18 protein-coding genes are annotated in these 19,791 nt (G+C 29.9%); 9 read left to right on the forward strand and 9 right to left on the reverse strand.

Annotated elements, in window-relative coordinates; translation table 11 throughout:
• The first annotated feature begins 1 nt into the window (after position 1).
• Positions 2 to 1,333 (forward strand): acetyl-CoA carboxylase biotin carboxylase subunit, encoded by a 1,332-nt coding sequence (locus L8X30_RS03680; protein WP_263679068.1) that lies wholly within the window; start codon positions 2 to 4, stop codon positions 1,331 to 1,333.
• 21 nt (positions 1,334 to 1,354) lie between these two features.
• Here L8X30_RS03680 and L8X30_RS03685 read toward each other — a convergent pair whose 3' ends face one another.
• Entirely contained in the window at positions 1,355 to 2,182 is an 828-nt protein-coding gene (locus L8X30_RS03685; RefSeq protein WP_263679069.1) for a peptidyl-prolyl cis-trans isomerase, read from the reverse strand.
• A 64-nt stretch (positions 2,183 to 2,246) separates the two neighbouring features.
• On the opposite strand from L8X30_RS03685, the gene gltX reads away from it, so the two are divergent.
• The 4 genes from gltX to gdhA all read left to right on the forward strand — a co-directional run bounded on the left by gltX (position 2,247) and on the right by gdhA (position 7,167).
• Positions 2,247 to 3,638: a glutamate--tRNA ligase gene (gene gltX, locus L8X30_RS03690; protein ID WP_263679070.1), complete on the forward strand. Its 1,392-nt coding sequence runs from the start codon at positions 2,247 to 2,249 to the stop codon at positions 3,636 to 3,638.
• Positions 3,638 to 4,873 (forward strand): malic enzyme-like NAD(P)-binding protein, encoded by a 1,236-nt coding sequence (locus L8X30_RS03695; protein WP_263679071.1) that lies wholly within the window; start codon positions 3,638 to 3,640, stop codon positions 4,871 to 4,873. The genes gltX and L8X30_RS03695 overlap by 1 nt, the downstream gene beginning before the upstream one ends.
• A 248-nt stretch (positions 4,874 to 5,121) precedes the next feature.
• Positions 5,122 to 5,787, forward strand: a complete 666-nt coding sequence (locus L8X30_RS03700; RefSeq protein WP_263679072.1) for an MqnA/MqnD/SBP family protein — start codon at positions 5,122 to 5,124, stop codon at positions 5,785 to 5,787.
• Between the two features lie 12 nt (positions 5,788 to 5,799).
• On the forward strand, positions 5,800 to 7,167 hold the full coding sequence (gene gdhA, locus L8X30_RS03705) for an NADP-specific glutamate dehydrogenase (RefSeq protein WP_263679073.1): 1,368 nt from the start codon (positions 5,800 to 5,802) through the stop codon (positions 7,165 to 7,167).
• Positions 7,168 to 7,189: 22 nt separating this feature from the next.
• Here gdhA and L8X30_RS03710 read toward each other — a convergent pair whose 3' ends face one another.
• Genes L8X30_RS03710 through selA form a run of 4 tightly spaced genes read right to left on the reverse strand, consistent with a single transcriptional unit; the run spans position 7,190 to position 11,597 of the window.
• Positions 7,190 to 7,717 carry a hypothetical protein gene (locus tag L8X30_RS03710; RefSeq protein ID WP_263679074.1) on the reverse strand — a complete coding sequence of 176 codons (528 nt, stop codon included), beginning with the start codon at positions 7,715 to 7,717 and terminating at the stop codon, positions 7,190 to 7,192.
• On the reverse strand, positions 7,704 to 8,417 hold the full coding sequence (locus L8X30_RS03715; RefSeq protein WP_039642184.1) for a thioredoxin fold domain-containing protein: 714 nt from the start codon (positions 8,415 to 8,417) through the stop codon (positions 7,704 to 7,706). The genes L8X30_RS03710 and L8X30_RS03715 overlap by 14 nt, the downstream gene beginning before the upstream one ends.
• Before the next feature lie 44 nt (positions 8,418 to 8,461).
• Positions 8,462 to 10,273 carry a selenocysteine-specific translation elongation factor gene (gene selB, locus L8X30_RS03720; RefSeq protein WP_263679075.1) on the reverse strand — a complete coding sequence of 604 codons (1,812 nt, stop codon included), beginning with the start codon at positions 10,271 to 10,273 and terminating at the stop codon, positions 8,462 to 8,464.
• A complete protein-coding gene (selA, locus tag L8X30_RS03725) occupies positions 10,266 to 11,597 on the reverse strand; it encodes an L-seryl-tRNA(Sec) selenium transferase (RefSeq protein ID WP_263679076.1) in 1,332 nt (443 codons plus the stop codon). Before selA ends, selB begins: the two co-directional genes overlap by 8 nt.
• A gap of 89 nt (positions 11,598 to 11,686) precedes the next feature.
• On the opposite strand from selA, the gene L8X30_RS03730 reads away from it, so the two are divergent.
• A complete protein-coding gene (locus L8X30_RS03730; protein ID WP_263679077.1) occupies positions 11,687 to 13,339 on the forward strand; it encodes a 4Fe-4S dicluster domain-containing protein in 1,653 nt (550 codons plus the stop codon).
• A gap of 10 nt (positions 13,340 to 13,349) precedes the next feature.
• Here the strand turns inward: L8X30_RS03730 and L8X30_RS03735 are convergent, their stop codons facing one another.
• The 4 genes from L8X30_RS03735 to modA form a co-directional block, all read right to left on the reverse strand.
• The gene (locus tag L8X30_RS03735) at positions 13,350 to 13,664 is read right to left on the reverse strand and encodes a DMT family transporter (RefSeq protein WP_263663411.1); all 315 of its coding nucleotides are present in this window, start codon (positions 13,662 to 13,664) and stop codon (positions 13,350 to 13,352) included.
• A gap of 191 nt (positions 13,665 to 13,855) precedes the next feature.
• Complete coding sequence (locus L8X30_RS03740) at positions 13,856 to 14,710, reverse strand: sulfate/molybdate ABC transporter ATP-binding protein (RefSeq protein ID WP_263679078.1); 855 nt, start codon at positions 14,708 to 14,710, stop codon at positions 13,856 to 13,858.
• Complete coding sequence (locus L8X30_RS03745; RefSeq protein ID WP_263679079.1) at positions 14,704 to 15,093, reverse strand: hypothetical protein; 390 nt, start codon at positions 15,091 to 15,093, stop codon at positions 14,704 to 14,706. Before L8X30_RS03745 ends, L8X30_RS03740 begins: the two co-directional genes overlap by 7 nt.
• Positions 15,090 to 15,836, reverse strand: a complete 747-nt coding sequence (gene modA, locus L8X30_RS03750) for a molybdate ABC transporter substrate-binding protein (protein ID WP_263679080.1) — start codon at positions 15,834 to 15,836, stop codon at positions 15,090 to 15,092. Before modA ends, L8X30_RS03745 begins: the two co-directional genes overlap by 4 nt.
• Before the next feature lie 220 nt (positions 15,837 to 16,056).
• Between modA and L8X30_RS03755 the strand changes: the two genes are divergently transcribed.
• The 3 genes from L8X30_RS03755 to L8X30_RS03765 are packed head-to-tail and all read left to right on the forward strand — an operon-like array spanning position 16,057 to position 19,787.
• Positions 16,057 to 16,743, forward strand: coding sequence for a VacJ family lipoprotein (locus L8X30_RS03755; RefSeq protein WP_263679081.1), 687 nt, complete (start codon positions 16,057 to 16,059; stop codon positions 16,741 to 16,743).
• Between the two features lie 9 nt (positions 16,744 to 16,752).
• Positions 16,753 to 17,322, forward strand: a complete 570-nt coding sequence (locus L8X30_RS03760) for an ABC transporter substrate-binding protein (protein ID WP_263679082.1) — start codon at positions 16,753 to 16,755, stop codon at positions 17,320 to 17,322.
• The gene (locus L8X30_RS03765) at positions 17,322 to 19,787 is read left to right on the forward strand and encodes an efflux RND transporter permease subunit (RefSeq protein WP_263679083.1); all 2,466 of its coding nucleotides are present in this window, start codon (positions 17,322 to 17,324) and stop codon (positions 19,785 to 19,787) included. The genes L8X30_RS03760 and L8X30_RS03765 overlap by 1 nt, the downstream gene beginning before the upstream one ends.
• The last annotated feature ends 4 nt before the right edge of the window (positions 19,788 to 19,791 follow it).

Here is a 19,791-nt window from a genome sequence, read left to right on the forward strand (position 1 = left end):
AATGGAAATTAAAAAAGTTTTAATAGCAAATCGTGGAGAAATTGCATTAAGAGCTTTAAGAACTGTAAAAGAAATGGGAAAAAAAGCAATTTGTGTGTATTCTACTGCAGATAAAGATGCTTTGTATTTAAAATATGCTGATGCGAGTATTTGTATAGGAAATGCTAGAAGTTCAGAAAGTTATTTAAATATCCCAGCTATTATTAGTGCGGCTGAAATTAGCGAAGCGGATGCGATTTTTCCAGGGTATGGATTTTTAAGTGAAAATCAAAATTTTGTTGAAATTTGTGCAAAGCATAATATCAAATTCATAGGTCCTTCAGTTGCTGCTATGGCACTAATGAGTGATAAAAGTAAAGCAAAACAAGTAATGCAAAGAGCAGGTGTGCCTGTAATCCCAGGAAGCGATGGAGCTTTGGGTGGGGTTGAAGCAGCAAAAAAACTTGCTAAAGAAATAGGCTATCCTGTGATTTTAAAGGCAGCAGCAGGTGGCGGTGGTCGTGGTATGCGTGTAGTTGAAGATGAAAAAGATTTAGAAAAAGCTTATTGGTCAGCAGAAAGTGAAGCGATGAGTGCTTTTGGTGATGGAACTATGTATATGGAAAAATACATCCAAAACCCACGCCATATAGAAGTGCAAATCATAGGAGATAGCTTTGGTAACGTGATACATTTGGGTGAGAGAGATTGCTCTATGCAAAGACGCCATCAAAAGCTTATAGAAGAATCTCCTGCAATTTTACTAGATGAAAAAACAAGAAAAAGACTCCATGAAACAGCAGTTAAAGCTGCTAAGGCTATTGATTATGAGGGTGCGGGAACTTTTGAGTTTTTAGTGGATAAAAATTTAGATTTTTATTTTATCGAGATGAATACGCGCTTGCAAGTTGAGCATTGTGTGAGTGAGATGGTAAGTGGGGTAGATATTATCGAGCTTATGATTAAAGTAGCAGAAGGGTATCCTTTACCAAAGCAAGAAGAAATTAAACTTAAAGGCCATTCTATAGAATGTAGAATCACTGCTGAAGATTCCAAAACTTTCTTACCTTGCCCAGGTAAAATCACAAAATATGTAGCTCCAGCAGGACGCAATGTAAGAATGGAAAGTCATTGTTATCAAGATTATAGCGTACCTCCTTATTATGATTCTATGATTGGAAAATTAGTTGTTTGGGGAGAAGATAGGAACACAGCTATTTCTAAAATGAAAATAGCCTTGCAAGAGCTTATTGTAGGTGGGATTAAAACAACAAAAGATTTTCATTTAGCAATGATGGATAATGCAGATTTTATCAATAATAATTATGATACAAATTATCTTTCAAGACATTAATTTAAGATAGGTTTTTTAAACCTATCTTAATTCTTCTATATGAGCATTTGCTCTTATTTTATCAAGATGATTTTTTAAGGCTTGTTCTTTTTGAGTTAGAGTATAGATATTGCTAACTTGATCTTTGATTAAGTCAAATTCAATAGGATTTTTACCATATTTTTCTTTTACAAAATATATTATATAAGCATTTTCACCATTTAATACCGGAGTAAATTCTCCTATTTTTGTATTGTTTAATAAAGCAAGTAATCTTGGATCTAAACTAGCTGCGTTTAAACTAATGGCTTTTGATTTAATTTGAGAATTTTTATACATAGGATTTTGTGCAAGCTGTTGTAAAAGTTCAGGATTAGTAGAATTATAAACAACTAAGTCTATATTTGAAAAAGTGCTAAATTTATCAAGGTTACTTTCATAAAAATGTTTTAGTGTTTCATCATCGATATTGATTTTTGCATTTTGCATTATGCTTCTATAAAGCTTTTCTCTTTCAAGATCTTTTCTAACCTTATTTTTAAAAACTTCAAAACTTAAACCATCTTTTTCTATCTTTGATTGCAAACCATTAATGTCGGTTTTATTGCCTTTTGCTATTTGGGCTAATTTTTCATTAAGCTCAAAAGTACTTACATAAATTCCTAACTTTTTAGCTTCACTTTGTTGAACTTTATCATCTACTAAAAATGCTATAGCCTTTTGTTTATCATTAGTTTTTAATTCTTTCATGGTTTGTTCTATATCATAAAGAGTGATAGGCTGATTTTCTACTACCATTGCTACGCCACCAAGGGTTTGAGCATATAAAATATTTGCAGCAAAACAACAAGATATTAAAAATTTTCTCATATAAAACCTTTATTTAAGTGTAAATATAGCATTATAACAATAAAAATTTAAAAAAGGTAAAAATATGCAAGAAATCACAACGCGTTTTGCTCCTTCTCCAACAGGATATTTGCACATAGGAGGGCTTAGAACGGCTTTATATAATTATCTTTATGCGAGAAAAAATAAGGGTAAATTTTTATTGCGTATTGAAGATACGGATTTAAAAAGAAATTCACAAGAAGCTACACAAGCTATTATAGAAGCATTTAAATGGTGTGGGCTTGATTATGATGGGATGATTGAGTATCAATCCCAAAGATTTGAAATTTATAAAAAATACATTCAAAAATTATTAGATGAGGGTAAGGCTTATTATTGTTATATGAGCAAAGAAGAGCTTGATGAGTTAAGAGCTAAGCAAGAAGCAGCCAAAGAGCGCCCAAAATACGATGGTAGATATAGAGATTTTAAAGGAACTCCCCCAAGTGGTATTGAGCCTGTGGTGCGTATAAAAGCACCACAAAGTGGAGAGATTAAATTTATAGATGGTATTAAAGGTGAGGTTAGTTTTAAGGCTGAAGATATTTTAGATGATTTTGTAATTGCAAGAAGCGATGGTAGCCCAATTTATAATTTAACTGTTGTAATTGATGATGCACTAATGGGTGTGAGTGATGTTATAAGAGGGGATGATCATTTATCAAATACCCCAAAACAAATCGTTCTTTATGAGGCACTAGGCTTTAAAATTCCTAAATTTTACCATGTGGCTATGATACATGGTGAAGATGGTAAAAAACTTTCTAAGCGTCATGGAGCAACTGATGTGATGGAGTATAAAAATATGGGGATTTTACCTCAAGCCCTGCTAAATTTCTTAGTGCGTCTTGGTTGGAGTCATGGTGATGATGAGATTTTTTCTTTAGAAAGCATGCAAGAGCTTTTTGACCCAAATCATATTAATAAAAGTGCTTCTTGCTATAATTTTAAAAAGCTAGAATGGCTTAATGCTCATTATATTAAAACTTTACCTTTTGAAGAAATCAATAGACAATTAAAAGATTTAGGTTTTGATTTAAGTCAGTATGAAAAAGCGGGATTTTTACTAGATATGTTAAGAGAGAGAGCTAAAACTTTGCATGATATTATTAGCGGGGCTAAAGTGTTACTAAATGACCCAAAAGAATACGATCAAAAGGCTGTAGATAAATTTCTTAATGTAACAAATTTAACTTATTTGGAAAAATACGCTATGGTTTTAAATGAGCAAAAAAATGCTTGCGAATTTGAAGAATTAACTAATCAATTCTTAGAAGAAAATAATCTTAAGTTAAAAGATCTAGCTCAAGCCATACGCATTGCACTCACTGGAAGCTCGGTAAGTCCTAGTATATTTGAAGTATTAGAATTTTTAGGAGTGCAAAAAGCTAAGCTTAGAATAGAAAATTTACTAACTTACATGAAGGGGAAATAATGAATTTAAAAGAAGAGGCTTTAGAATACCACTTAGGGGGTAAAGTAGATATTGTTGCTAGAAAGCCTATGGATAGTGCGCATGATTTATCTTTAGCTTATTCTCCGGGGGTTGCTGAACCTTGTGTTGAGATAGCAAAAGATGAAACTTTGGCTTATAAATACACCAATAAAGCTAATTTAGTTGCTATAGTAAGTGATGGTAGTGCGGTTTTGGGACTTGGCAATATAGGAGCAAGCGCAAGTAAGCCTGTGATGGAAGGAAAGGCTTGTTTATTTAAAAAATTTGCTAATGTTAATGCTTATGATTTAGAAATTAATGCTCACAGTGTAGATGAGATTGTTACCTTTTGTAAAGCTATAGCGCCTACTTTTGGAGGAATTAATTTAGAAGATATTTCAGCACCAAAATGCTTTGAAATAGAAGCTGCTTTGCAAGATCTTGGAATTCCAGTAATGCATGATGATCAACATGGTACTGCGATCATTTCTACAGCAGGATTAATGAATGCTATGGAAATTAGTGGTAAAAAATTTGAAGATATTAAAGTAGTAGTAAGTGGTGCGGGTGCAGCGGGTATTGCAAGTGCTAGAATGTATAGAAATTTAGGGGTTAAAAATATCGTTTTAGTAGATAGCAAAGGTGTGATTAATATCCAAAGAGATGATTTAAATAAATACAAACTAGAATTTGTGAGCGATACCAAAGATAGAACTTTAAGAGAGGCTTTAAAAGGTGCTGATGTGTTTTTGGGTTTGAGTGCACCTAAGATTTTAGATGATGAAATGATTTTAAGTATGGCTAAAGATCCTGTGATTTTTGCACTAGCTAATCCTGTGCCTGAAGTAATGCCTGAAGATGTTAAAAGGGTTAGAAATGATGCTATAGTTGGAACAGGTAGAAGTGATTATCCAAATCAAATTAACAATGTTTTAGGTTTTCCTTTTATTTTTAGAGGAGCCTTGGATGTAAAAGCGACTAAAATCACTGAAAATATGAAAGTAGCTGCTGCTAAAGCTTTGGCTGATTTAGCTAAGCTTGAAGTAACTGATGAGGTAAAACAAGCTTATGGAGTAGAAGAGCTTAGCTTTGGTAGAGATTATGTTATACCAAAACCATTTGATAGCAGGGTAAAAGCTGTAGTTAGTGCTGCTGTGGCAAAAGCTGCAGTTGAAGATGGAGTGGCTTTGGTAAAAGAATTTGACTATCAAAAATATCTAGCAAGCTTACAATAGTTTTTATAGATTAAGTTTTATTTAAAATATTTTTTTGAATAAAACTTAATTTTTATTTTCAATCTTTCAATTTGACTTTTCTATTATTTTAATTTTTTACTTAATAATCTAAGATTACAAAATAATTTTTTACAATAAATGTTAAATTTTTATATAAATTTTAGTATTGATTATATTTTTAATTAAATTAATTTATATTTAAGATATTTTTTTATAGGATACTAATACTTAATAATAGAAAGGCTAAGATGGTTTTTGGAAAGATAGATTATCTTAATTTACTCCCTTTGCATATCTATCTTAAAAAAGCAGCTTTTCCTAGCTATGTTAAGCAAACTACAGAATACAAAAAAGGGGTTCCTAGTAAGCTAAATCGCCATTTGTATTTTAGACGCATTGACGCAGCGATTATTTCAAGTATTGAAAGTCGTAGAAAAAAATACAAAACCTTAAATGTGGGAATTTGCGCAAGCAAAAAGGTAAAAAGCGTTTTAGTAAAAAAACATTCTCAAAGCAAAGAAGATGCAAGTTCTGCAACTTCTAATGCTCTTGCAAAAGTTTTAAAGCAAAAAGGGGAGGTTATCATCGGTGATAAGGCTTTAAAACTTTATTTGCAAAATCCAAAAGATTATATTGATTTGTGTGAATTATGGTATGAAAAGACAAAACTACCTTTTGTTTTTGCACGCTTTTCTTGTGTTAAAAATTTTTCTATTTATAAAAGAATGATGAAAAATTTCACAAAAAGTAAAATTTTCATTCCACAATATATTTTGCTAGATTATTCTAAATCAAGAAATCTTTCTCAAAAGGAAATTAGCGCATACTTAAAGCTAATTTATTACAAAATAGGAACAAAGGAGCAAATGGCGCTAAAAAAATTTTTAGCTAAAACAAACAGCAAGATACTATAAAAAGGACAATTTATGAGTACGGCTAAACAATATATCAACGAAACTTTAGAAAAAATTCAAACAATTTCCCCAAGACAACCTATCTTTTTTCAAGCAGCAACTGAGGTATTAAATTCTTTAGAACCTTTACTTGAATCTAATAAAACCTACCAAGACCATGCGATATTAGAGCGTATTGTAATGCCTGAAAAAACAACTATATTTAGAGTTGTATATATCAATGATGCAGGTAAAGCTCAAACGCATTTTGGCTATAGAGTGCAGTTTAATTCTAGTTTAGGTCCTTATAAAGGTGGGCTCAGATTTCATCCTAGTGTGAATTTGGATGTTTTGAAATTTTTAGGTTTTGAGCAAATTTTCAAAAACTCTTTAACGGGTTTGATGATAGGCGGTGCTAAAGGTGGAGCAAATTTTGATCCTAAGGGTAAAAGTGAAGCAGAAATTATGCGTTTTTGTCAAGCTTTTATGGCTGAGCTTTCAAAAATCATAGGTGCAAGCACTGATGTGCCAGCGGGTGATATAGGGGTTGGTGCTAGGGAAATTGGATATATGTTTGGAGCTTATAAGAAAATTAGCTCTAATTTTGATGGAACTTTAACGGGAAAGAAAATTCCATGGGGTGGAAGTTTAGCAAGAACAGAAGCAACAGGATATGGTTGCGTGTATTTTACTCAAGAAATGCTAGCAAAATATAACAATGCATTAGAAGGAAAAGAGTGTGCAGTTTCAGGTAGTGGAAATGTGGCAATTTATACCATAGAAAAATTACACCAACTTGGCGCAAAAGCAATCACAATAAGCGATAGCGATGGATTTGTTTATGATAAAGATGGAATAGATTTAGATTTATTAAAAGAAATTAAAGAAGTAAAAAGAGCTAGGGTGAGTGATTATGCAGCGCTTAAAAAAGGTGCAATTTTTACTCCAAAAAGTGCATATAAACAAGGTTGCAATGGAGTATGGAGTATACCTTGTGATATAGCTTTTCCAAGTGCTACGCAAAATGAGTTAAATTTAGAAGATATTAAAACTTTATATCATAATGGTTGTCGTATGGTGGCAGAGGGAGCTAATATGCCAAGCACACTTGAAGCGATTGATTTTATGTTAAATCAAAAAGACTTTTTATTTGCTCCAGCTAAGGCTGCTAATGCAGGTGGTGTAGCGACTTCTCAACTTGAAATGCAACAAAATGCAAGTATGTGTCAATGGAGCTTTGAGGAAGTTGATGCAAAATTGCATAAGATTATGAAAAATATTTTTGAAAATTCATACGAGTGTGCAAAAGCTTACAATCATGAAGGAAATTTAGTAGTAGGCTCAAACATAGCAGGCTTTAAAAAAGTAGCTGATGCGATGATTGATCATGGTTATATTTAAAAAGATGGCTTAAATGCCATCTTTAATGCATATAAAAAAAGCTTGCTATCTGGTTAGCAATTTTTTCTTCTAAAGATTCTTTGGCTCTATCTATATTGCTAAGATAAGCAGTTCTTGCTAAAAGCGAGGTGCTTTGAGTAAAGTTTTTGTAGCTAATTTGTAAATTAACTTGCAAAAGATAGTAATTTTCTACTTCCATTTCAAAAACATTATCTATTTTATCAAAGTCATTATAAAAAAATCTCGCATTAGAAGCAATTAGTCTTTGTGCGTAAGAAAATTTCTTAAAATCTACTATATTGATATAAATTTTATAATCACTTTGAGTATTATCTAAAACCAATCCCAAATTTTGTAATTTTTGAGCGAGTTTGGCCTCTAAATTTGTGTTTAATTTTGAAGGATTATTGATGTGTAAAGAAAAACTTTGATTTTTATTAGCATGTAGGAAAATACCCTCATTATTTGTTTGGATAAAAGTTTGCATAGGGCCTGTGCAAGCACTTAAAAATAGTGCAAGCGCAAGCAAGAAAAGATTATTTTTGAGCATCGATTATGGTTGGTACGGCGCGAAGACCAAGTTTAGAGTATTTTGCAAAAGTTTCTCTTACTGCTTTAACTTCAGCTTCACTAGGTTTTTTATAATCTTTTAAATTTTTATCATAGTATTTTTTCATGATAGCAATTTTTTGTGCATCGTCTTTAGCATTTTTACTTTCTTTATAGATTAATGCAGATTTTTCAAATGCGCTTGTATCATGGATAGGAGTTAAGATAAATTTAACTTGATGAGTTTTTAGTGTTTCTTCTATTTTATCTAAATGCATTCTACAATATGGACATTCAGGATCGCTAAAAACATAAAGCAAAGGTTTGTTTTTATCGCCTAAAGAAACAAACATTTTTTCTTTTTTAAGTTCCACTAGAGCTTTTTTTGAAAATTCAGCTTGTTGTTTTTCCATGAGTTTTGCTTGATAAACTTGAGAATAAAACTCACCTTTTTTTACATCAATTACTTCAGTTGTGATGATATTATCTTGAGTGAAAACGATTTCTTGGAAATTTTTACCACTAATTTCAAAATTAACTATCACGGCTTCAAAGTTAGTATCAGGAATTTTTTCTCTACTAGAAACACTAATATTTGCATTTGATAAATTTGGATTTTTCTTAAAAAAATTAATAATTTCTTCATTACTTGCAGCAAATAAAGAGCTAGCAAGAGTTAAAAGAGCTAGAGATTTTTTCATTTTTTTCCTTTAATTTAAATTTTTATCATTATAAAATGTAAATTTTAACACTTAACTTTTAGCATTCTTTTTTCCTCGATTTTTATCACTTGAGGATAGTTTTTATCAAGGTATTCTAAGTAAGCTATGGCGTATTTTCTTGAAATTTGAAAATGATTTTTTACAAAAGCGACATCTAAATGATGATTTTGCAAAAGCTTTAAAAACTCTTGCATGAGATTTTCAAGGGCATTTTTTTCTATAAAAAGATTATGCGCTAATCTTTTGACTTTGTTTTCTTTGGTGAGTTTTTTTAAGATAAGATCTCCATTTTTCCTATCAAGCTCTAAATATTCATAAAGATTGTAAGGTGCGGTAGGTTTTATACCTTCTTTTTTTAAAATTTCATAAAGCTCACAATGAGCCTTTTCTTGTAATTTTTCAAAATTTTGTCCTTTTAAAAACCATATGCCGTCTTTAAAATCTAATTTTTCTTGCATTTGCTTGAGTACATAAGCACAAAAATTTTCACTTGCCCAGCTAAGCCTTAAGGCGATAGAATGAGGCGAGATTAAAGCATAAGGATTTTTAGAGAAAATAAAATCAATAAATTCTTTCAAAGTTTGCATAGCATTTAAATCATATACATTTAAAGCTTGCTCATCGACAAAAACATGATCTAAGCTTTTTGCTAAGTTTAAAGCTTGTTCATGAGTGAGTTTAAAGCGTTGATAGCTTGAAAGTAAGCCAAAACCAAGTTTGTGAGTTTGTTTTAAAAACTCAAATACTTTTTTAAAATCTTTTTGTTCTAAAAGTGCTAAATACTTAGCTTTTATATCTTTTTTTAAAGGCTCGCTTACCGCATTTAACACCACGCCACCACTTTTAATACGCCCATTTTCAAGCAAGATAAATTTATCATCAAAACACAAAGGTAGGCTTTTATCAAACTCTAAGCTAATATAAGTTTTATCTTCAAATTCTTTGATTACACTAATTTTTGCATTAAGCTTTTTTGAGCCACTGCAAAATTCTAAAATGCTTCCGTGTTTAATCTCTGTATTAAAAACAACCCCATCGATACTTTTAAAGCTTTTAAAAACACCTTTTTTGCTTAATACATAGCCTTTTTTTAACTCATGATAATCACAATTTAAACTCAAAGCAACTCTATTATAAGCTTTTGCTTCTAAAACATTTTCTTCATGAATTTGTATATTTTTTACAATGATATCTTTTTGATTTTCAAGGCAAAATATTTTTTCATTTTTGCTGATCTTTCCTTCATTTAAGCTTCCTGTTGCTACCGTTCCTATACCTTTTAGAGAAAAAATTCTATCAATGTAGTATCTAAAAATCAAATTTTCATCATTTTCTTTAGGCTTTAAACTAAGTAGATAGTTTTTTAAATTTAATATACTTTGCTCATCATAAATGCTTGTTGGAAAAACTTTTAAGATATTGATTTTAAAGGCTTTTAATTCTTTTAAAAGCTCTGCTTGCTTTTGTACTAAATCCTTGCATAAATCAACCTTACTCAAAATAAGCACTACATCTTTTACGCCTAAAAATTCCAAAACCCTTAAATGCTCTATACTTTGAGCCTTTAAACCCTCGTTTATATCTATGACAAACATACACACTCTAAAGCCAAAAGCACCACTTATCATAGTTTTAATTAAACTTTCATGTCCAGGTACATCGATAAAAGCAATATTTAAATTTTCACTTTTTAAATTTGAAAAGCTAAGATTAATCGTAATGCCTTTTTCTTGCTCTTCTTTTAAATCATCGCCTTCAAAACCATTTAAAGCTTTAATAAGTGAGGTTTTACCATGATCAATATGTCCAGCAGTGCCTATGATAATACTATGCATGAAATACCTCTTTGATAGCGTGGATTAAACGGTTTAAATCTTTTTCTAAAATACTTCTAAAATCTAGTATAAAATGTCCATTTTCAACACGGCCAATCACACCTTTTTTTCTAAATTTTTCTTGTAAAAGCAAAGCTTTTTCATCAAAACTTAACACAAAAGTGTCTAAGCTTTTATCAGGCATAGAGCCACCGCCTACTAAACTTTTAGAAGCTTTTAACTCACATTTTGTAGGAATTTTTTCTTTGACAAAGAGAGCCTTTTTTTCTATGGTTTTTAAATCATCATTTAAAAGTTTTAGTGTAGGAATTTTTTCATATTCTTTTTTTAAGTATGCTTTGGTAGTTTCATTTAAAAAAGCTAGAGTGATTTTATCAACCCTTAGCATTCTTAGAAGTTGATTTTTCTTTAGTTGTTGAATGTATTTTTTCTTTCCAAGTATAATGCCTGCTTGAGTAGAGCCAAAAAGCTTATCACCACTAAAACTTAAAATATCACAATGTTTTAAAAGCTCTTTCACGCTTGGCTCGTTTTTGCTAAGTTGTTTATTAATTTTTTCACACCAGCCAGCACCTAAATCATAATAAGATATGAGTTTTTTCTTTTTTGTCAAAGCATGAATTTCATCTAAACTTACTTCTTCAAAAAATCCTTTAAAAGCAAAATTAGAACGATGAGTTTTTAAAATCATCTTAGTATTTTCATTGATAGCTTTTTCATAATCATATAAATGAGTTTTATTAGTCGTGCCTATTTCTTTTAGCTTAACACCAGCTGCTAGCATAACTTCAGGAATTCTAAAATTTCCTCCAATCTCAACCAGCTCACTTCTTGAAGTAATAACTTCCTCGTTTTTTGCTAAGGTGTTTAAGATCAAAAATACAGCCGAAGCGTTATTATTAACAACCAAGCAATCTTCACAATCAAATAATATTTTTAAATTCGCACTAAGTGCGTCATACCTTGAGCCTCTTTTGCCACTTTGCATGTTAAACTCTAAATTTGAATAAGAGCAGATGATTTCTTTAGTTCTTTCAAAAATACTCTCATCAATAATGCTACGACCAAGATTAGTATGTATGATAACTCCAGTAGCATTGATCAAACTTTGACTTTGCATATTTAAAAACTTATCAATGCTTTGAGTAATTTTACTTAGCAAATCTTGCAAGCTAAAATTTAAATTTTCATTTTTACTTAGTTCTTTTTTACAATTTGAAACAACTATTTTTGCAAAATGAGATCTTAAATACAAAGGGTAATTAGACAAGTTTTCATCGTTTATAAGCGTGTTTATGGGTGGAAAATTTCTAAATTTGTTCATCTTAAACCTTAAGAATAAATTAGTAAAATTATAACTTTTTTATAATGAAATTTATATAATTAAGATTAAAAAATTTAAAAGAGAGTGTTATGAGAGATTTTGTATTTTTAGAAAATGAAGATTTAATTCCTCTAAGTGATGATATTAGCATAGTTCAAAAAGCCTGTGATGAAGAAGTTTTTATAGGAAATTCAAAGCTTTTAAACCCTGAAGTTTATGCACCTGAGATTAATTTTTACCTTAAAAACTCACAAGATGATGTACTTAAAAAAGCTAAAACTATTGAGTCTTTATATAAGATTAGATCTAAAGTTTATGATTTAGGGCTTGATTTAGAATACACCAAAGAAGTGGGTAAAAATGTAATTATTGTAAGCAATGAGGATCAAAATGAGCTTATTGAAAGCTTAAAAAAACAAGAATACAAGGTTTTAAAACTAAGCAATGAGCAATGTTTGGGTGTTTTAGGTTGCGTGGGCGAGCTTTGTGTGATAGCTTTAAAAGATAATGAGCAAGTAGAGATTGATTGTGATTTTTTCTTATATGATGTAAAAAAAGAAAGTTTTGATCAACAAAGTGGTTGCTATGATTTAACTACCTTAAGTCAAGAAGAACTTATAAAACTTTTAAATTCTAATTCTCCAAAATATAAATTTAGAAATTATATTAGTTATGATGATAGTATTTGTCAATACCATGAAAGAAGAAGTGTGCATTGTGGAAAATGTGCCGAAATTTGTCCTAGTGTGGCTATTTTAAAAGATGATGAACAAAGAAAATTAGAATTTTCTCATGTGGATTGTTTAAGCTGTGGTGATTGTGTAGGGATTTGTCCTAGTGGGGCGCTTGATTATGCACCTATGCCACGCAATAGCTTTTATGAAATTTTAAAATTTTATGAAGATAAAATCATTTTAATAATCCCTGAGAAAATGTCTATAGAAAATTTAAATATCGCTTTAAAAGAAGATGTAATGCCTTTTATGATTAAAGGCGAAAACTATCTTGATCAAGCACATTTTTTAGCTATGCTTCAAACAAGTGGTGCGAGTGTGGTTTTTTATAGTGATGGCTTATCACAAGGTGCTTTAGAAGTGATAGCTTTGATGAATGAGATATTTCAAAGAAAATTCAAACAAAATGCAATTTTTCTAGCTAAAGATGAAAAAGAACTTTTAGAGGCTATTAATCAAGCACATTTTATAGAAAATCTTAAATTTATATCTTATAATCCTGCGCTTTTAAAAAGAGAAGATTTTGCTATAAGATTAAGAGAGCTTATAAAAGAAGAAAATTTAGGCAATATCCCAAGCAAAGAATGGATACGCTATGGAAAAATCACTATCAATACAGATACCTGTACTTTGTGTCTTTCTTGTGTGGGAGCTTGTAATGTGGGAGCTTTAGTAGCTGATGCTAAGGATAATTCTTTGAAATTTAATGCAAGCTTATGTACTACCTGTGGATATTGTGAGGCAAGTTGTGCTGAAAAAGATACTTTAATGCTTCAAAGAAGTGGGATAGATTTAGAAAAAGAGTATTTTTCTTTTATGGTTTTAGCTCAAGATGAACTTTTTGCCTGTGTAGAGTGTGGGAAAGAATTTGCTACTAAAAAGGCCATTGAAAAAATAGCTAGCATTATGAAGCCAAGATTTATGGGCGATGAAGCCAAGATAAAAACACTATATTGCTGTGCTGAATGTAAAGCAAAAGTAATGATACAAAGTATGAATGTGCTTTAAGCCAAAAGGCTTAAGCACTAAGTTTTAATCCCACCACTCCAGTGATGATTAAAATAATAAAAATGATTTTATTAATGGTTATTGCTTCTTTAAAGATTAAAAATCCCACCACGCTAACAAGTGCCAAACCACAACCTGCCCAAGTTGCATAAGCTATGCTTAAATCAATTTTTTTCAAAGCATAAAATAAACCTGCTAAAGAAAATGAAAAAAACACCGCAAAAACGATTAAATAAAGATTATTTTTACTTATGCTTGCATACTTCATCGAGCTTGTTGCAATCACTTCAAAAACTATACTAATTGCTAATACTAACCAATGCATTTTTTATCCTTTTAAATTAATTTAAAAATGAAACTATAAAAGGATAAAAGGTGGGGCTATGGCGTAGAAAAAATAACCATATGCAGTTTTTATCTTCCATTTTGTCCATAAGCTTGTATAAAATTTTAAGATAAAAAATCCATAAGTCATTTATAACCTTGTAATAATTTATCTTATTTTAACATTGTTTTTTATATCTTAGTTAAATTTAGCGCAAAAGCTTTTTGGCTCAAAAGTACTTCATCATTTTCTTTAAAATCTTTAGCTTCTAAAGGGCTTAGTGCTACTTGACTGATTTGATTACCTATGGCAAGTATGGCTATAAATATGCTATCTTGCTTTTGTAGTTTTAAAATGCGTGCTTTTATAGCAAATTTTTGTGAGCCTTGTGTTTTTAAAAAAACCTCATTAGGTGAACCTTCTTTGATGATGGCTCCATTTTCTAAAACAATGACTTTATTAGCCAGTTTATAAACTTCACTTACATCATGGCTGATTAAAATAGTAGTGATTTTATAAATTTTATGTATATTTAAAAGATAATCATGTAAGTGTAGTTTTATCTCATTATCTAAGGCGCTAAATGGCTCATCTAAAAGTAAAAGTTTAGGTTTTTGCATAATGGCTCTTGCTAAAGCTACGCGTTGTTTTTGTCCCCCGCTTAGTTCTAAAATATGACTTTTTTTGTGTTTGTTTAAATCTAAAAGCTCTAAAAGTTCATTGGCAAATTTTAGATCTTTTTTGGCAAAAAGTAAGTTTTGCTCTACATTCATATTTTCAAATAAAGCATAATCTTGAAAAACAAAGCCAAGTTTTCTTTTTTGTGGACTTAGAAAGTTTTTATCATCAAAAAATATAGTATCATTAAAAGTGCAAATCCCTTGTGCTTTTTCAAAACCTGCTAAAATTCTTAAAAGCGTAGTTTTACCGCTGCCACTTTTTCCAAAAATAGCACAAAATTCTCCTTCTTTGACTTCAAATTTAACCTTAAGTTTAAATTCTTTTTCTTTATTTTTAAAGATTTTTTCAAAGTCAAGTTTTAACATAAATACTCTTTGATAAATAAAGCGCTAGGATGTACATAAGCAAATATAAAATCATTTTTTTGATAGTCTTGTTCTAAAAACTCATGGGTGCTAATTTGAGCTTCGAAAGTGCAAATTTCATTTTCTAATCTTATGATAGTGATGATTTGTCCTTGAAAAATATCAATGATTTTTGCATAAAAGGTATTTAAAAATGAGTTTTCTAAATTTTTTTTACTAAGTAAGCATTCGCTACTTTTAAAAGCAAGTAAAACTTCTTGATCAATGCTTGCTTTTTCATCAAGTTCTAAAGCAAGCATATATAATTTATGTTTTTTTATAAGAAATTCTACCCAGTTTATATTTTCATGATTTTTTATAGTATTTATTTTAGCTTTAATCATGGGATATTATAGCCATAAGCTTTAAAAATTTCCTTAGCCTTTTTGCTTAAAATAAAATCATAAAATTTCTTAGCTTTGGCATTATCTTTACCATAAGAAGTGATAACAATGCCTTGATTGATTGGCTCATAAAGCTTTGGATCGATTAAAATATAATTTTTTCCTTCTTGGAGTTTATAAGATTTTAGTGTATCTTCATATAAAGCACTTGCTGCTATAAAACCCACATCGGCTGCTTTTAGTGTTTGAGTAAGTGCTTCTCCTATGGATTTTGCTTCGATGATTTTAGCTTTTGTTTGCTCATAAATTTTAGCATTTTGTAAAGTTTCTATACTAGCTTGACCATAAGGAGCAGCTTTGGGATTAGCTATGGTGATGATTTTGACTTTTTCTTCTTTAAGTGTGTCTAAGCCTTTGCTTAAATCCATTCTAACACTGAGTAAAGCTAAAGCTCCTTGAGCATAAATAACAGGTTTTGTGCTAGCAAAATTATCATCATACAAGCTTTGTGCAAATTTCATATTTGCAGCCATAAATATATCAAATGGCGCTCCATTTTTGATTTGTGAGACTAAATTTCCACTAGCGCCTAAGCTTACATTGATACTAATATCAGGGTTTTCTTTTTGAAATTCTTTTTGCAAGGCTTTAAAAGCATAAGCTACATTTGCAGCTGCAGCGATATTTACATCAGCGCCATAGCCGAAAATACACAAAAAAAGCAGGGTGAAAATTTTTTTCATTTTTTGTCCTTTTAGTAGTAAATTTTGAAAAAATTATAGCTTATTTTTAAAAGCAAAAATAAATTTGTATTTTTTGCATATTTTCTAAGACTTATTTCATAAGCAAATAAAAATTTTTAATTTTTTTAAAGAATATTTTAAAAGCATTTTAATGTAAAAATTTATTTTAATTTTTGTATAATTTAAGATTTTAATTTATGAAATTTTAAAAGGAAAAAGCTTGTTAAAATACATACTAAGTTTGTGTTTATTTTTTAATACTTTGATTTTGGCAAATGACTTTGAAGATTTTGAACAAGAATATCAAAAAAAAGAAGTCAAAGATAGCTTTTATACCTATAATAAAGCTATGAGTAAATTTAATTATGATCTTTATACTTATTTTTTAAGACCGGCTGCACTTTCTTATAAAAGTATTACTCCAAGTTTTATAAGAACAGGAGTAAAAAATGCTTTTGATACCACAAGATCGCCTTTTAGATTTATCAATCACTTTTTAAGTTTAGAATTTAGAAAAGCTGGCGAGGAATTTGGAAGATTTTGTGTGAATGTGATTTTTGGATTTGGTTTGTTAGATAGTGCGAGCAAAACTCCTTTAAAAAGTTATGAGGCTGATTTTGGAACGACTTTGGGCAAATGGGGAGTAGGTAGTGGACCACACCTAGTGCTTCCACTTTTAGGTCCTTATAATGTAAGAGATGCTTTAGCTTTGCCTGTAAATTGGTTTATGGTGCCTGAGGGATATATTGAGAATCTTTGGGTTGGAGCAGGCGTAAATGCTGCATTAAAATTAAATGAATTAAGTTTTGAGTATGAAAAAATAGATGATATTTACCAAAATAGTGTAGATTATTATACTTTTATACGTGATGCGTATGAACAAAGACGCCAAGAACTCATCAAATAAGGAGATAAAATGAAAAAAATCATAGTTTTGCTTTTTAGTGTAGCATTTGCTTTTGCTTTAAATTTGCAAGATATTTCTAAAACTATGCAAGAAAAAATTGATGAGAGCTTAAAGATATTAGATCAAAATAAAAATGATAAAGTTAAAGCGGCGGAAAAAATCTTTGTTTTATTTGATGGTGTTTTTGATTATGAGCTTATGGCTAAGCTTAGTCTTTCTACAAGATATGAAAAATTAAGTGAAAATGAAAAAAATGAATTTAACAAAGCTTTTGAAAAAAACCTTAAAAAAAGTTTCACAGATAAGCTTGCTTTGTATGATTCTCAAAAATTAAAAGTGATTAATTTAGAAGAAAAAAACAAAAGAGCTTTTTTGAAAACTTCTATGATAGTAGATGGCAAAGAAAATTTTGTAATTTTTAAATTTTATGATAAAAATAATGATTGGCAAATTTATGATGTAGATATTTTTGGCATAAGTATCATACAAACTTATCGCTCACAATTTAAAGATGTCTTGCAAAATGGCGATTTTAAAACCTTGCTTGAAAAGCTTTCTAGTGTTGATTTTTCTAAATAATGCTAAGTAAAATTTTAAAAATCTTTCTTAATTTCCCAAAGCTAACTTTGGGGATTACTTTAATCTTTTGTGTATTTTTTAGTTTTTTTGCTAAAAATTTAAGTGTTGATGCAAGTGCTGAAAGCTTGCTTTTAGAGCATGATGAGGGTTTGAAACTATATAGAGAAGTTTCAGCACGCTATGGTAATGATAATTTTTTAATGCTTGCTTTTGCTCCTAAAGATAAAGATATTTTTACTAAAGAAAATTTAGAAACTATTAAAAACTTAACTCTTGATTTAGAAAAAATCAATGGTGTGCAAAAGGTATTTTCTATCACTAATGCGCCTTTACTTGCAAGTTCTAAAGGTAAAGAATTAAAAGAGCTTATCCAAAATATACCTAATATTTTTAGTCAAGATGTGGATATTAATCTAGCTAAAAAAGAAATTTTAAACCAACCCTTTTATAAAAATAATATCATCTCAAAAGATGGAAAAACAACAGGAATTTTGATTTATCTAGCGCCTGATCTTGTTTATAATGACTTGATTAATTCAAGAGATAATGCACAAAATGAAAATGAAAAAGAGCATTTTAGAACTTTGATTAAAAAACACCAAGAAAACTCAAGAGAATTTAGTGCAAAAAGATTAGAAGAAATTACTAAAATAGTATCTAAGTATAGTCAAAATGGAGACTTTTTGCACCTTGGCGGTGTAGAAATGATCGCTAATGATATGATTAATTATGTAAAAAGTGATTTAAAAATTTATGGTTTTAGTTTAATAGGACTTTTATTTATAGCACTTTGGCGGTTTTTTGGCTCTTTGCGTTTGGTGTTTTTGGCTTTGGGAATTTGTGTGATTTCGCTTTTTACTTCAAGTGGGATTTTCGCACTTTTGGGCTTTGATATTACCGTAGTGTCTTCAAACTATGCAGCTTTAGTGCTTATTATCACCGTTTCTGTTGTGATACATTTGATCGTGCATTTTATAGAAAATTTAAACAAACATCCAAAGGCTAGTGTTTATAAGCTTTTACTCTCAACCTTACTTGATAAAGCAAGTCCTAGTTTTTATGCTATTTTAACCACGGTTGTTGGGTTTTTAAGTTTTGTCTTTTCAGATATTGAGCCTATTATCAAACTTGGCATTATGATGAGTCTTGGTATTAGCGTGAGTTTGATTTTAGCTTATATTTATTTTGCAAGTATTTTGGTACTAATGCCGCGTCTAAATTTTAAAGAGCTTAATCAAAATTCGTTAAAATTTTTAAGTTTTTGTGCAAATGTAAGTTTAAAACATAGAAAAATTATCTATAGCATAAGTTTATTTTGTGTTGCTTTTGCTTTGTATGGAATTTTACAAATTAAAGTAGAAAATAGCTTTGTGAGTTATTTTAAAGATAGTTCTAGGATTAAACAAGGTTTGTTGATTATAGATAAAGAGCTAGGCGGAACTATGCCTTTAGATGTGATTGTCAAGTTCAAGCAAGATCCAAAACAAAATGAAAGTTTAGATGAGTTTGAGCAAGAATTTGATGATTTAGCTAAAGATGATAGGTATTTTTTTAGTAGTGAAAAAACAAGAATAGCTGCTAAGGTTCATGAGTTTTTAAGTAAGCAAAAATATGTAGGTTCTGTGCTTAGCTTGCAAAGTTTGCTAGAGCTTGGAAAAAGTATTAATGATGGTAAGGCTTTAGATGATTTTGCTTTAGCGTTTTTATATGAAAATTTAGATGAGAATTTTAAAAAGCAAGTTTTAACCCCTTTTGTAAGTGTAGAAAATAATGAGTTGCGATTTAGCGTGCGTATGCTAGATAGTGATCCAAATTTAAGACGCGATGCTTTTTTAAAACAGCTTGAAAAAGACTTAAAAGAACTTTTACAAAAAGATAACGTAGAGGTTAAAATCAGTGGTATTATGCCTTTGTATAATAATATGCTTCAAAGTCTTTTTTCATCACAATTTGACACTTTAGCCTTTGTGGTGCTTGTGATTTTTGCTTTATTTGTGGTGATTTTTAGAAGTTTTGTTTATGCTTTTGTAGCGATTTTGGCCAATCTTATACCTTTGGCTTTGGTGTTTGGTTTAATGGGTGTTTTCAATATACCACTTGATATTATGAGCATTACCATAGCTGCTATTTGTATAGGAATAGGGGTTGATGATATGATTCATTATATTCATCGTTTTAAAGAAGAATTAAAACATAAAAGCTTAGAAGAGGCTATAAAAGCTTCACATATAGGTATAGGAAGTGCGATTTATTATACTAGTGTTACGATTATTCTAGGCTTTTTGGTAATGATTAGTAGTAATTTTATCCCAACGATTTATTTTGGCTTGCTTACGGTTTTGGCTATGAGTTTGCTTTTATTTGGTTCGCTTTTTTTATTACCAAGTTTTATTTTAAGCTATCATTATCTTAAGCAAAATTATAATAAAGCAACATCCAAATCACATAAAGCCCAAAAGCAATAAGCAT

The organism is Campylobacter sp. CNRCH_2015_0338h (assembly GCF_025772785.1).
Taxonomy (GTDB): Bacteria; Campylobacterota; Campylobacteria; order Campylobacterales; family Campylobacteraceae; genus Campylobacter_D.